Annotated in this window: 12 protein-coding genes; 2 read left to right on the top strand and 10 right to left on the bottom strand. The window is 70.1% G+C overall.

Annotated features, from left to right (window positions below; genetic code table 11):
• Positions 1 to 9: 9 nt before the first annotated feature.
• Entirely contained in the window at positions 10 to 2205 is a 2196-nt protein-coding gene (locus tag ABZ876_RS15695) for a transglycosylase domain-containing protein (protein WP_361780669.1), read from the bottom strand.
• A gap of 467 nt (positions 2206 to 2672) precedes the next feature.
• On the opposite strand from ABZ876_RS15695, the gene ABZ876_RS15690 reads away from it, so the two are divergent.
• Positions 2673 to 2894 carry a zinc ribbon domain-containing protein gene (locus tag ABZ876_RS15690; RefSeq protein ID WP_361780182.1) on the top strand — a complete coding sequence of 74 codons (222 nt, stop codon included), beginning with the start codon at positions 2673 to 2675 and terminating at the stop codon, positions 2892 to 2894.
• 29 nt (positions 2895 to 2923) lie between these two features.
• On the opposite strand, the gene ABZ876_RS15685 is transcribed toward ABZ876_RS15690, so the two are convergent.
• From ABZ876_RS15685 to ABZ876_RS15675, 3 genes are read right to left on the bottom strand one after another with little or no spacing between them, the layout of a single operon-like run.
• Positions 2924 to 3736: an HAD family hydrolase gene (locus ABZ876_RS15685; RefSeq protein ID WP_361780180.1), complete on the bottom strand. Its 813-nt coding sequence runs from the start codon at positions 3734 to 3736 to the stop codon at positions 2924 to 2926.
• Positions 3733 to 6165: a phosphoribosyltransferase gene (locus ABZ876_RS15680; RefSeq protein WP_361780178.1), complete on the bottom strand. Its 2433-nt coding sequence runs from the start codon at positions 6163 to 6165 to the stop codon at positions 3733 to 3735. The genes ABZ876_RS15685 and ABZ876_RS15680 overlap by 4 nt, the downstream gene beginning before the upstream one ends.
• 51 nt (positions 6166 to 6216) lie before the next feature.
• Entirely contained in the window at positions 6217 to 7383 is a 1167-nt protein-coding gene (locus ABZ876_RS15675; RefSeq protein ID WP_361780175.1) for an HpcH/HpaI aldolase/citrate lyase family protein, read from the bottom strand.
• 212 nt (positions 7384 to 7595) lie between these two features.
• Between ABZ876_RS15675 and ABZ876_RS15670 the strand changes: the two genes are divergently transcribed.
• Entirely contained in the window at positions 7596 to 8477 is an 882-nt protein-coding gene (locus ABZ876_RS15670; protein WP_361780172.1) for a TerD family protein, read from the top strand.
• A 10-nt stretch (positions 8478 to 8487) separates the two neighbouring features.
• Here ABZ876_RS15670 and ABZ876_RS15665 read toward each other — a convergent pair whose 3' ends face one another.
• From ABZ876_RS15665 to ABZ876_RS15640, 6 genes are all read right to left on the bottom strand, one after another.
• Complete coding sequence (locus ABZ876_RS15665) at positions 8488 to 9219, bottom strand: Tellurium resistance (protein ID WP_361780169.1); 732 nt, start codon at positions 9217 to 9219, stop codon at positions 8488 to 8490.
• Between the two features lie 154 nt (positions 9220 to 9373).
• The gene (locus tag ABZ876_RS15660) at positions 9374 to 10522 is read right to left on the bottom strand and encodes a DUF475 domain-containing protein (RefSeq protein ID WP_361780167.1); all 1149 of its coding nucleotides are present in this window, start codon (positions 10520 to 10522) and stop codon (positions 9374 to 9376) included.
• Positions 10523 to 10574: 52 nt separating this feature from the next.
• Entirely contained in the window at positions 10575 to 11150 is a 576-nt protein-coding gene (locus ABZ876_RS15655; protein ID WP_361780165.1) for a TerD family protein, read from the bottom strand.
• A 664-nt stretch (positions 11151 to 11814) separates the two neighbouring features.
• On the bottom strand, positions 11815 to 12390 hold the full coding sequence (locus tag ABZ876_RS15650; protein ID WP_361780163.1) for a TerD family protein: 576 nt from the start codon (positions 12388 to 12390) through the stop codon (positions 11815 to 11817).
• A 112-nt stretch (positions 12391 to 12502) separates the two neighbouring features.
• On the bottom strand, positions 12503 to 12961 hold the full coding sequence (locus ABZ876_RS15645; RefSeq protein WP_361780160.1) for a peroxiredoxin: 459 nt from the start codon (positions 12959 to 12961) through the stop codon (positions 12503 to 12505).
• Between the two features lie 177 nt (positions 12962 to 13138).
• A complete protein-coding gene (locus ABZ876_RS15640) occupies positions 13139 to 13576 on the bottom strand; it encodes a DUF3052 domain-containing protein (protein ID WP_234512879.1) in 438 nt (145 codons plus the stop codon).
• Between the last annotated feature and the right edge of the window lie 103 nt (positions 13577 to 13679).

Below are 13679 nucleotides of genomic sequence, written 5' to 3'. Positions count from 1 at the left end.
CCGTCGGCGTCAGCCGAGCGGTCTGATGGCGTTCGACCAGATGGCGTACGGGACCGCGTTCGTGGCGGTGCCGTCGAGTCCCTTGAGCGGCAGTGGTTCGAGGCTCTTGGACAGGTCCATGCGGTAGACGACGACCGCCGTCGACACGGACGTGGCCGTCCCGACGTACCAGGAGGCGGTGTCGTCCGGCGTCGTGCCGGCCTTCCCGGCGACCTGGGCGGAGGAGGCGGAGGCCGCCTCCGGGTGGGCGATGCGGACGGACTCGGTGAGCGCCTCGGTGACCTGGCGGGCCACCGAGGAGCCGACCGCCCGCCGGGCCTTCGGCGTCCGCAGGGCGACGGTGGCACCGTTGCGGGTGATACGGCGCACCGAGTAGGGCTCGGTGTGCGTACCGTCCGCGGCGAAGGTGGCGTACCCGCTCGCCATCCGGATGGCGCTGGGCGTGGAGTTGCCGAGGGAGAGGGCGGGCACCTGGGGGCCGATGCTGGAAGGCAGCAGTCCGGCCGCTTCCGCGGTCCCGCTCACCTCGGTCAGTCCGGTGTCCATGCCGAGCTGCATGAACGGGGTGTTCACTGATCGGGCGAGGGCCTGACCGAGGGTGATCTGCCCGTAGGACTTGTTGCCGTCGTTGTGGGCGGAGACCTTCTTGCCGCTGCGGTCCCAGTACGGTCCTTCGGGCGTGGTGACGGGGACGCCGTCGTTGCCGTCGTACACCGACTCCGGGGTGACCGGTGTCGCGGGGCCGCCGCGGATCTTGTGGACGCCGTGTTCGAGACCGGCGGCGTAGACGAACGGCAGGAACGCCGAACCGGCCGGTACGGTCGTCGCGTTGGACTCGTTGTAGCCCTGTCTGCGGTGGTCGGGGCCACCGTAGACGGCGAGGATACGGCCGTCGGCGGCGACCGAGGCGGCGCCGTAGTGGGCGGTCTTCACCAGGTCGCGATGGTTCTGCTTGGCCTGCTTGCGGGCCTTGGTCACGGCGTCCGTGAGCGCGTCCTCCCGCTTGCGGTCGAAGGTCGTGTAGATCTGGTAGCCGCCCAGGTCGAACTGCTGGTCCGAGATGTGGGCGGACTTCTTCGCGTACTGCGAGGCCAGTTCCACCAGGTAGTCGCTCTGCTTGCCGGTGTCGTAGAGCGGGTTCTGCTTGAGCGGCTCGGGGAACGTCTTGTACTTGGCCCGCTCGGCCGGCGACAGCTGGCCGATCTTGACCATCCGGTCGAGGATCCAGGACCAGCGCTCCACGGCCCGGTGGTGGTTCGCCTTGTTGAGGGTCGGGTCGTAGAGGCCGGCGCCCTTCAGCAGGGAGGCGAGGAACGCGGCCTCGCTCGCGTTGAGCTGGCTGACGTCCTTGCCGTAGTACGCCTGGGAGGCGCGCTGGATGCCGTAGGTGCCGCGGCCGAACCAGCTGGTGTTGAGATAGCCCTCGAGGATCTTGTCCTTGCTCATCTTGTTGTCGAGCTTGAGGGCGATCATCGCCTCGGTGAACTTGCGGCCGACTGTCTGGTTCTGCGTCAGATAGACGTTTTTGACGTACTGCTGGGTGATGGTGGAGCCGCCCTGGGTGTCGCCCTCGCCAACCGTGCGCCACAGGGCTCGGGAGAGGCCTTTGACGGATATGCCCGGGTCGGTGTAAAAGCTTTCGTTCTCCGCCGCGAGCACCGCCCAGCGCACCTGAACGGGTATGTCCTTCAGCGGCATCGCCTGCCGCTGCACCCAGCCGGTGCGGGCCATGGGCGTGCCGTCGGACCAGAAGTAGACGTTGTCCTGTTGTGTGGCGTACGAGTTGAGGTTTTCCGGTATGTCCGTGGCGGCGTACGCGATGACCAGGAACGCGCCGCTCATCCCGATCGACGTCAGCACGGCCCCGAGCCACTGACGCCAGGAGGGCACCCAGCGCCGCCAGCCCTCCAGGCCCGGCCGCGGATACATCGGCTTGAGCCTGCGGGCGTAGGGCGCGAGTTTCCGGGTATACGGGGCGAGGGGCGCGGTGACACGAGTGAGGGCCGACGGCTGCGTCGCCTTCTTACGGGTGGCGCGCCGTCCGGACATCTCCGGCTGCATCACGCGCAGTTGCATGGTGGCGTCCGCCGGTGGCGTGTCCTTGTCCGGCCGTTCCGGCCCGGTGGCACCCGGCCGCGGTGGCGTCACGGCCTTCAACTGCATCGTCTCGTCCGGAGGCAGGGGCACCCCGGCCTTCAACTGCATGGTCTCGTCGGGATCGAAGGACCCCCCGCCCCGGGCCTTGGCAGGGCGGTGGCCGGGCTGTTCCGGCGTCTCCCTGCGGCGGTGCGGACGGCCGCCGCCCTCGTTAGCCACGGTGGCCCCCGGTGTAAGCAGGGATCCGGGAACACCGGCCCTGTATTCGCTGCCATGCCTCGGTCACGACTGCGTCTCCCTCCGCACTCGGCGTTGCGCGCGCGGGTAGAAACAGCGGCCACGCATGTGGCTGCGAGCCCCCCTCACGACCTTGCGGCTCATCGCGGCTCATACAAATTATCAGCGGTCTATGTGATGTCTCGGGTCAGGAGTGGCACCGAAGTGGTCGTGTCGCACATTTTGAGGAGATCTTAAGGAGGTTCCGTGGTCTCCGTGCAGGGGACCGGCTCCTTCGGCGCGCCCGCCCCCCCTTCGACGTCCTGCGACCGCCGGGAACCGCCGGTTAGTCTGTGCTCATGCCTCGCTACGAGTACCGCTGCCGTTCCTGCGGCGACACGTTCGAACTGAGCCGTCCCATGGCGGAGTCCGCGGCCCCCGCGACCTGCCCCTCGGGCCACGGCGACACCGTGAAGCTGCTGTCCACGGTGGCCGTGGGCGGCACGGCCGCCGCCCCCGCGCCGGCCCCGCGGGCGGGCGGCTCGGGCGGGGGCTGCTGTGGCGGAGGCTGCTGCGGCTGACCCCGGGGTTTTTTGGCCGAAAGCAGTGCCTACGCCTGCCGTGCCGCCTTCAGAAACTCCCTCAGGATCCGCTCCCCGGCCGCCACGCCCCGCTCCGGCAGGGCGCTGATCCCAGGCGCCGCCCAGTCGGCGTCGGCGAGTTCGCCGTGGCCCGGACGCCAGCCGAGGTCCGCCGCGAGCAGCAGGTCCGCGTCCAGCAAAGAGTCCCCGGCGGCCAGCGTCAGCGAGGCACCGGTGCGGCGGGCGACCTCGCGCACGGCCGCGCTCTTGGTGAGCGGCTTCGGCACGGCGTAGATCTTGCGGCCCTGCAAGGACACCGTCCAACCGCGGTTCTCGGCCCACACCGCCAGTTCCTTCACCCACTCCTCGGGCAGCAGCTCGCGCTCCACGACGAGATAGGCGAACAGGTCCTCGGCGACCCGGTGCTTGCGCACCCAGGCCGGGTCCGCGGTGGCCGCCAGATGCTCCCGCACCTCGGCGAGCGGCGCGCACTCGTCCGCGAGCCGCGCCAGCACCGCGGTGTGCCAGTCGTGGTCGGGGATCCCGTCGACCAGCAGATGGCCGCCGTTGGCGCAGATCGCGTACGGCGGGGTGGGGCCGGGCAGGTTGATGCGCTGGTACTGCTTGCGGGTGCGGGTCGTGGTCGGCACGAACACCGCGCGGTCACCGAGTTCGGTGAGCAGCCCCGCCGCGGTCTCGGTCATGTACGACAGCGGCTTGCTCTCGTGGACCTCCACGCACAGCAGCCGGGGGGCCCGCGCGTCGGGCATGGTGAGCGCGAGCGCCGCGGACGAGTAGATCAGCGTACGGTCGAGGTCGCTGGCGACGAGCACGGGGTTCATACGGCCACCGCCCGGCCGTCGGCGCCGGTCGCGCCCCGCGTGTACCGGGGGTGGATCAGCCCCACGCAGGTGTACGGGAGACCGTCGACCTCCTCCACGGGCACCCCCCGCTGCTCGGCCAGCAGGCGTACATGCCCGAGATCGGCGCCTGCCCCGGACCGGGCCAGGATCTTCCAGGGCACCCGGCGCAGCAGTACGCGCGTGGTCTCGCCGACGCCCGGCTTGACGAGGTTCACATCGTGGATGCCGTACTCCTCGCTGATGCGTTCCACCGCCGCCCAGCCCTCCCAGGTCGGGGTGCGGTCGCCGGCGAGCAGCTCCTTGGCCTGCGCCTCGACGGCCTCCTCGACCTCGGCGAAACGGGCGGAGACGGCGTCGAGGAAGGCGACCGAGACATCCGACGCGGCGAGTTCGCGGTAGAACTTGGCGCCGTGGTAGTCGTGCGGTCCGACCAGGTCGGCGCGCAGGACGGTGCGAGAGACCAGTCCGGAGACCGTGGAGTTGAGGCAGGCGGAGGGGATGAGGAAGTCCTCCCGGGTGCCGTAGGTCCGTACGCACGAGCCTGGGTCGGCGAGCACCGCGATCTCCGGGTCGAAGCCGTTGACGCCGTCGGACGCCTCGAACCGGCTGATCGCCTCGGCGAGTTCGCGGGTGATGGCGCCCTTGCCGGTCCAGCCGTCGACGAAGACGACGTCGGAGGGGTCGTGGTGGTCGGCCAGATAGCGCAGCGCGTTGGCGTCGATGCCCCGGCCGCGGACGATCGACACGGCGTAGTGCGGCAGGTCGAGGCCGTGCCGGTGCTCGGCCCACCGGCGCATCAGGACGCCGACGGGCGTGCCGGCCCGGGCGAGGGAGACCAGGACCGGGCGCGGTGACCTCTCGGCGAGGACGGTCTCGGTGACCACCCCGACGGCCTGCGCGAGCCTCGTGGCCGAGGCGTCCAGGGCCGTGTGGAACAGCTCCTGGTACTGCTCGCTCGGCTGGTACTCCACCGGGAGCGACTCGGCGTAGTGCGCACCGCCGCTCTGGATCGCCTCCTCGCGCTCCTCGGTGGGCGCCTCCAGGGTGACGTCCGAGAGGTCCTGGAGCAGCCAGCCGACCTCGTCCGGCGCATACGAGGAGAAGGTGGGGCCGCGGAGGGGCTCGGGCAGCATGGCGGGCCTTTCGGGGGCGTGCGGGGGCGCCGGGACGTAGCTCGGGACGACCGCGAGCAGGACGTGCGGGGTGTGGGCGGCGAGCCGGTCGAGCAGACCGCCGGGGGCGTGCAGGGCGAGGGTGTCGGCCGCCGAGTCCACGACCGCGACGACGGCGTCGAAGCCGGCGTCCGCGACGTTGTAGGCGTAGCGCTCACCGGGGCCGTCGGCCGGGTCGTCGTGGGCGGGGAAGACGATCCGGGTGCGTATGGCGTAGCCGGGATCGTCGACCGCGAGGACGGGCGAGCGGGTGGTCGTGGAGTAACGGACCTCGGCGGGCAGATGCCGCTCCAGTTCGCGGGCGAGCCGGAGCGGCGTGTACATCAGCTCCTCGGAGCCGAGCACCAGCACGCGCCGGACCCGGGCGGGCACCGCCTCGGCGAGCCGCGCGGCCATGGCGGGCAGCACGTCCTCCAGACGCGCCCGGTGTCCGGGGGTGAACCCGTGCCGTCCGCCGTCGGGCAGGCCGCGGGGCCAGCCGAGCGTGACCCGGGTGACCGTCCCATGGGCCTTCCGGTCGGGAACGGCCGACTCGTGCCGGGCGACCAGCTCCTGGCCCTTCTCCAGGACGCCCTGGGGCAGCCGTACGGTCCCGGCGGCGGCCGTGACCAGGTCCACCCGGGCGCCGATCTCCCGGGCGAAGTCCTCGAGCCGCCCCAGGTCGGCGGGCGAGCGCATGTCGACGAGGGCGACGACGACGTACCGCTTCCTCGGATGGCGCTCATGGAGGTCGCGGATCGTGTTCATGACGGTGTTGCCGGTGGAGAACTCGTCGTCGACCAGGACCAGCGGGCCGTCGCCCGCCAGCAGCGCCGGGTCCTCGGGGAGCAGCAGATGCGAGGTGGCGTGGGAATGGGACTCCTCGAAGCCTCCGGCACGCACGACTCCCTCGACGGGGCGGCGGGTGGAGTGCAGATAGGGCGCGAGGCCGAGGCCGTCCGCCACACAGTGGCCGAGACCGGTGGCCGTCTCCGCGTACCCGAGCACGACCGCGCTCTCGGCTTCCCGTCCGCCGTCGGCGGCCAGCAGTTCCCGCACCCGGCGGCCGAGCGCGAACCCGTGCGCGTAGACCACGGACGGGGACTGCGGGACATGCTTGCCCAGCACATTGGAGACGAGCAGGTGTGCCCGCTTGGGGTTGCGCCGGAGCGCGAGCCCCAGCAGCTCGGTCAGCTGTTCGTCGCCGACGAGTTCGACCCCGAGCCGCTCGGCAACCCAGGTCCCGGACCAGACCACGTTCTTCCTCGGTTCCTTGTCAGTACGACGGTACGGCGGCGGCCTCGGCGCTCAGTGCGGCACCCCGGCGGCCAGCAGCTCCACGAAGCCGATGTCCTCGTTGGCGACGCCGAAGACCTCGGCGCGCTGGAGGGTGCGCTCGGCCCAAGCGCGGTGCGGCTTCACCTCGTTCATCTTGTTCGTGTACGCGGAGCGCAGCACGCCCCCGCCGAGGCGCTCGGGCCGCAGGATGTCCTGGGCGTCGCTGTACTCCTCGTGGCTCACGACGGACAGCGCGTGCACCGGCATCACATGCGAGGGGTGGATGCAGGTCTTGCCGAGCAGGCCGTTGGCGCGGTCGAGGGCGATCTCGCGCAGCAGCCCGTCCATGTCGTGCTCGATCAGCGCCTCGCGCAGCTCCTCGACCTCGCCCTCCAGGAAGGGGCTGCGGCGCAGCTGCGGCTTGAACATCCGCTCCTGGGCCCGGAAGTACTCCCACACCGGCCCGGTCACGGTGAACCCGGTGCCGTCGGCGCGCCCGAGGACGTTGACGACATCGGCGATCACGGAGGCCACGATCTGGACGTCGTACGCCGTCATGTCCGGCGCTCTGCGCAGGCCGTAGGAGGAGCAGAAGTCGGTCACGCCGAGGCGCAGCGCGAGGACCCGGTCGCGCCACTTGTCGACGGTGCGGACGATGCCGGCCAGGGTCTCCCGGCGCGTCTCCAGGTAGAGCAGGTCGGGGGACTCCAGGACCGGCATGGCGAACAGCCGGCGCCCGCTCGCCGTCTCCGCCGCGGTCAGGGCCTCCAGGAACGGCACGCCCCGTTCCTCGGTGAACTTCGGGAGCACGAATCCGGACAGCAGCCGCACGGCCGGGCCGAGCCTGGCCACCAGGTCCGGGATCTGCTCGGGGACACGGACCCGTACGAACAGCAGCGGGAGCTCCGCTTCCGGGCGGGCGAGGATGTCGGTGAGCTGCCGGACCAGGTTCTCCTCCGCGTCCGCGACGTCCGCGTCGTCGATGGAGTCCTCCAGGCACAGCACCATGGAGACCACCCCGCGGCCGGCCTGCTTGAGCACGTCGTCGGCCAGGTACGGCCGGGTCGCCGGACTGTACAGGGTGGCGCCGAGGGCCGCCGCGAGGACGCGGGCCGGCGAGTCGGCGGTGAAGACGGCCGGCTCCCGGTGGAAGAGACGCTGCCGCTCCTCAGGGGCGATGTGCCCGAAATGACGCATAAGACTCCCCCGTGGTGCTGGACGGCCCGAAAAGAGGTGGCCGGTAATAGTACGAAGAACTCTGTGTCCTGGGTTCCCGTCGCGCATGAAGTTCAGGTAACCCGGCTGTGTCGGTGACAGGTCGGTGGTATGCGGACCGTACGACGGCACCGCGCCGGGGGCATCGCGCCCCCGCATTGTCGTGACCAGGACCGAGAGGGCAGGATGACGCCATGACGCACGGGATGCTGAAGGGGTCGAACGTTCCGCTCAAGGCCACGGCCGTACGGGCGGTGTTGCGCTGGGCGCCGGGACAGGACGCCCCGGACGTCGACGCCTCGGCGCTGCTCCTCGGTCCCGACGGACGTGTGCGCTCCGACGAGGACTTCGTCTTCTACAACCAGCCCCGGCATCCTTCGGGGGCGGCCCGGCTGCTCGGCAAGAAGCGGGAGACGGAGGGGCTGACCGACACGATCCGGGCGGATCTGGCGGCGGTCGAGCCCGGCGTGGGCCAGATCCTGCTGGTCGCCTCGGCGGACGACGTCCCCTTCGGCCGGGTGCGGTCCCTGTGCGTGCTGCTGTACGACGCGTCCGTCGCCGACGGGGAACCGCTCGCGTACTTCGACATCAAGCCCGAGACGGGTGCGGAGACGGCGCTGATCTGCGGGGAGCTGTACCGGCGCGGCGAGGGGTGGAAGTTCCGGGCGCTCGGCGAGGGCTACTCCAACGGGCTCAAGGGCCTCGCGAACGACTTCGGCATCTCGGTGGACGAGTCGGAGGCCCCACCGGCCGCCACGGGGGAGGTACCGGCCGCGGCCACGGCCTCGGTCCCCGCCGCGGCCACCGCGTCCGTCCCCGCCCCGCCCGAGGTGTCGGCACCGCTGCCGCCGGAGCAGCCGGTGCCGCGGCAGCCCACGTACGGGTATCCGCCGGAGCCGGCGACGCAGCCGGCCTACGGATACCCCCAGCCGGCCGCCCGGCCGGGGTACGGCTATCCGCAGCCGGGGACCGCCGCGGTGCCCGCGCCCGCGTACGGCTATCCGCCCACGGCGGCGCCCGTGCCAAACCCGGACTTCGAGCTGCCGCCGCAGGGGCCGCAGTTCATCGGGCGCTAGAGGCCCCCGCTCACGCCTTGGCCTTGTAACCCCGGCCCCACTGCAGACCCCAGCCGTACAGCCGGTCCAGTTCCGCCTGGAAGCCGTATACGAACTTCACCTCGCGGCGGACGACCAGCTCGCCCCTGACGTTCTCGATGAGGACGACGGCGCAGGAGCGGGCCTGCGGGTGGCGTTCGTCGAGGCCGATCACGATGCGGGGGCCGTTGCTGGGGTAGAGCGTGACCACGGCGTGCGTACGGTCGAAGGCCGGCGTCTGGTCGTAGATGTAGACGAAGATCAGCAGCCGCTTGAAGTCGTCCAGGTGGTCCAGGTTGACGAAGATCGTCTCACCGGAGCCGGAGCCGAACCGGTCGTCGCCGCTGAGCTTGATGTAGGGCGGGTCGTTCAGCTCCCCGAAGAAGCTCCCCAGCGGCTGCACCACGCCCTTCGTGCCGTCCTTCAGCTCGTACAGGCAGCCCAGGTCGAGGTCGACGTTGACCATGCTCTGGGTGTGGGCCTGCACCACCTCCGGGGTGAACAGCCGCATCGGGTGGCGCAGCAGACTGCCCCGCTCGGGGCCCCCGATGTCGGAGGTCCGCATCCGCCACGACAGGTTGATGCGCAGATTGCCGCTCGCGGCTCCCTGCTTGGTGAGCGAGACCCGTTGGTGCCGTTTGGTCAGCTCGATCGCGTTGGTCGCCGCGCTGCCCGAGTCGAACTCCGTCGCCCGCCCGCGCCACACGCCGTCCCAGAAACCCATGCCCGCCCCCTGCGCCTATGGTTCGACAGCCGCGGGGCGGCCGCGAGGACGAATCCTCACAGCCGCCCCGAACAGAGCGTTCCTCACCGGGGCCCGCTTCACACCGGCGGAAACCGTCACCGTCGGCATTGCCGGGCCCTCCCGGAACGAGATGTCAGACCCCGGACGAGACCTCAGTCCGCTCGTCCGAGGTCGCGCCTTTTCCCTCGGCCGCGGCGAGCGCCCGGTTGCGGCGCACCGAGGACCAGAAGGACCAGCCGATCAGGATGACGCCGACGAGACCGGTGATCACCTCGTTGATCTGGTACTGGATGGTGACCATGAGGATCACGGCCAGTGCGCCGATCGCGTAGTGCGCGCCGTGCTCCAGGAAGACGTAGTCGTCCAGGGTGCCCTGGCGGACGAGGTAGACGGTCAGCGACCGGACGTACATCGCGCCGATGCCGAGGCCGAGCGCCATCAGGATGATGTCGTTGGTGATGGCGAAGGCGCCGATCACGCCGTCGAAGGAGAAGGACGCGTCCAGGACCTCCAGGTAGAGGAACATGAAGAACGCGGCCTTGCCGGCGAGCAGGACCGCCGAGCGGTCCCTGCCGGAGCGCCGGGCCTCTTCCTCCTCCTCGTGCTCCCGCTCCTCCTCTTCCTCCAGCCGGTCCTCGAAGAACCCGGACAGACCCCCGACGACGAGGTACGTGATCAGGCCGGCGATACCGGAGATCAGGACCGTCTGCGCCTTGTCGATGTGCGCGCCGCCGTGCTGGTGGGCGTGGCCGGCGAAGGTGAAGGAGGTGATCAGCAGGACGACCAGCGCGATGCAGACCGACAGCATGTCGACCTTGCCGAGCTTGGCGAGCGGGCGCTCGATCCAGCGCAGCCACTGGATGTCCCGGTCCTCGAAGACGAAGTCCAGGAAGATCATCAGGAGGAACATCCCACCGAAGGCGGCGATCGCCGGGTGGGCGTCGGTCACGAGCTGCTGGTACTGGTCCTTGTCGGTCAGCGCCAGGTTGACCGCGTCTATCGGGGTCTTCTTCGCGGTGATGGCGACGATGACGACGGGAAAGACCAGCCGCATGCCGAAGACCGCGATCAGCACGCCCACCGTGAGGAAGATCCTCTGCCAGAAGGCGTTCATCTTCTTCAGGATTCCGGCGTTGACCACGGCATTGTCGAAGGACAGCGAGATCTCGAGGATGGACAGGATCGCCACGATGCCGAAGGCGGTCCACCCCCCGTAGAGGACCGCTGCGGCAAGGCCGACCGCGGTGACCACGAACGACCAGCCGAAGGTTTTCAGAAGCACTGGCTACCCAATCCGAATCTGTTAGGGGGCTCCCCCGTCGCCGTACCCGGCTTTACGAAACGTTGACTCCGAAGTCTAGAGCGATGCCGCGCAGACCGGATGCGTACCCCTGTCCCACGGCCCGGAACTTCCATTCGGCGCCGTAGCGGTAGACCTCGCCGAAGATCATCGCGGTCTCGGTGGAAGCGTCCTCGCTGAGGTCGTAGCGGGCGAGTTCCTGGCCGTCGGCCTGGTTGACGACGCGGATGAAGGCGTTGCTGACCTGGCCGAAGGTCTGGCCGCGCTCGTCGGCGAGGTGGATGGAAACCGGGAAGACGATCTTGTCGCACTGGGCCGGCACCTTGGAGAGGTCGAGCAGGATGCTCTCGTCGTCGCCCTCGCCCTCACCGGTGAGGTTGTCGCCGGTGTGCTCCACGGAACCGTCGGGGCTCTTGAGCTGGTTGTAGAAGATGAACCATTCGTCCCCGAGGACCCGGCCGCCGCTGCACAGCAGCGCGCTGGCGTCGAGGTCGAAGGGGGCTCCGGTGGTGGAGCGTGCGTCCCAGCCGAGTCCGATCATCACGTGTGTGAGGTTCGGCGCGGCCTTGGAGAGGGAGACATTGCCTCCCTTGGCGAGCGTGACGCCCATGATGCTGGTCCTCCCCGAGAACGTGCGTTGTCCCGGGGGCGGAGACCCCCGGTGGTCGGGGGCCGGTTCCCCCCAGTGGTCATCCTGCAACCCGAGGGCGAACCCTCGGCGGTCGGGGGGTGGCTCCCCCGAGGACAGGAGGCGGAAACCCCCCGTTGAGCCGACGCGGCCCCCTACCGGCACACGACGGCGAAAACCACCCGCCAAGCGGAAACGACTCCACCCGCCGGGCCACGAAACCCCTGACCCGACGGACCGGGCCGCCTCCGCCCGACGGGCCGCCTCCGCCCGAGGGGCCGGCTCCGCCCGACGAGCGGGACGCCCCTGACCGGTGCGCCTGATGCCCTCACCTGCCGGCCTCGCACACGTCCACCCGCCAGGCCATGGCACCTCCGCCCGGTAGGACAAGGCCGGCCCTCGGTGGGCCGAAGCAGCTCCGCCCGGCAGCCCGGAGACGCTTTCCTCCGGAGAGCCGGGACGCCACCGGCCCGATGGGCCGGCGCTCGCCGAGATACGGGACGCCACCGCCCGCGGGGGGCGCCCACCCGACGGGCCGAGACGCCGCCACCCCATTAGGCCGAGGCACCCCCACGCCCGGCGCAGGAACCCCCGGCGGGGGCAGGACCGGACGTGGGGGTGGGGGTGGATTTGTGGCCGGATCGGGTCAGACGTTCACGCCGAAGTCCTGCGCGATACCGCGCAGTCCCGAAGCGTAGCCCTGGCCGATGGCGCGGAACTTCCACTCCGCGCCGTGGCGGTACAGCTCGCCGAAGACCATGGCGGTCTCGGTCGAGGCGTCCTCGCTCAGGTCGTACCGTGCGATCTCCTGCTGGTTGGCCTGGTTGACGACGCGGATGAACGCGTTGCGCACCTGGCCGAAGGACTGCTGGCGGTTCTCGGCGTCGTAGATCGAGACCGGGAAGACGATCTTGTCGACGTCGGCCGGGACCGTGGCGAGGCTGACCTTGATGACCTCGTCGTCGCCCTCGCCCTCACCGGTGAGGTTGTCGCCGGTGTGCTCGACCGAGCCGTCGGGACTCTTGAGGTTGTTGAAGAACACGAAGTGCTGGTCGCTGACGACCTTGCCGGACGGGTTCAGCAGCAGAGCGCTGGCGTCCAGGTCGAAGTCGGTGCCGGTCGTGGTGCGGACGTCCCAGCCCAGACCGACGAGGACCGCGGTCAGGCCCGGGGCCTCCTTGGTCAGCGATACGTTGCCGCCCTTGCTGAGGCTGACTCCCACGAGTCCTCCCATTGGTGTCAGGGGCGGGGAGCCCCGTCGTGCGTTGGTGTCGGATCAACGAGTCGATCCTAGTGACGGGTTCCCACGCCCCGCAGGCCTTGGAACCGAAGAATCACAGGGTGTCGAGCGCCTTGACGTACTCGTTCAGGTCACGGGCGTCCGGCAGGTCGTTGACAACGGTCCACCGAACGATGCCCTCCTTGTCGATGATGAAGGTGCCGCGCACCGCGCACCCCTTCTCCTCGTCGAAGACGCCGTACGCGCGCGAAGTGTTGCCATGCGGCCAGAAGTCGGACAGCAGGGGGTACTCCAGGCCCTCCTGCTCGCCGAAGACGCGCAGGGTGTGGATGGAGTCGTTGGAGACGGCAAGCAGCTCGGTGTCGTCGTTGACGAACGTCGGCAGGTTGTCACGCAGTGCGCACAGCTCGCCGGTGCACACGCCGGTGAAGGCGAACGGGTAGAAGAGCAGCACCACGTTCTTCCGACCGCGGAAGTCCGAGAGCCGCACGGTCGCGCCGTGGTTGTCCTTGAGCTCGAAGTCGGGGGCCTTGTCGCCGACCTGGGTCGCCATGATCCTGCATCCCTTCGGTGGGGCTGTTCGGGTGGGAACCACCCTACGCAGCGATCACCGCAAGCCGGCGGACGGGCTGAGCCATGTCAGCCCGTCCGGAGCTCGGGGACGGGGAACGGTCGAGGCCGGTTGCGGGGTCCGGGGGCGGCGCCCCCGGTACCTACCGCCTGCGGGGCGTCACCGCTTGGACTTGGCCGCCTTCGGCGTCACCAGACGCGACCCGCTCCAGTCCTTGCCCACGCTGACGCTCTTGGACGCCGACAGACCCGCCGTCGTCGCGGCTTCAGAGATGTCGCTCGGCTCCACGTAGCCCGTACGGCCGGTCTTCGGCGTGAGGAGCAGGATCGAGCCGCCTTCTTCGATGTACGTGATGGCGTCCACCAGCACATCCGTCAGGTCGCCGTCCTCGTCGCGGAACCACAGCACCACGGCATCGGCGACGTCGTCGTACTCCTCGTCCACGAGCTCGCTGCCGATGACTTCCTCAATGGCCTCGCGGAGCTCCTGGTCGACGTCGTCGTCGTAGCCGATCTCCTGGACCACCTGCTCGGGCTGGAACCCCAGCCTCGCGGCAGGGTTCGTCCGCTCCTCCGCGTGGTCCGCGGTCGCGCTCACGGGTTGCCTCCTGATCATGTCTTGGTGAGTATCTCAGCCACGCGCGTACGCGAAGCATTGGCCGTAGTCCACACGGGCGGGACGGATCGCGCAAGTACCCGGC

The organism is Streptomyces sp. NPDC046931 (genome assembly GCF_040644655.1).
GTDB lineage: Bacteria > Actinomycetota > Actinomycetes > Streptomycetales > Streptomycetaceae > Streptomyces.
This window is presented reverse-complemented; position numbering and strand designations above follow the sequence as displayed.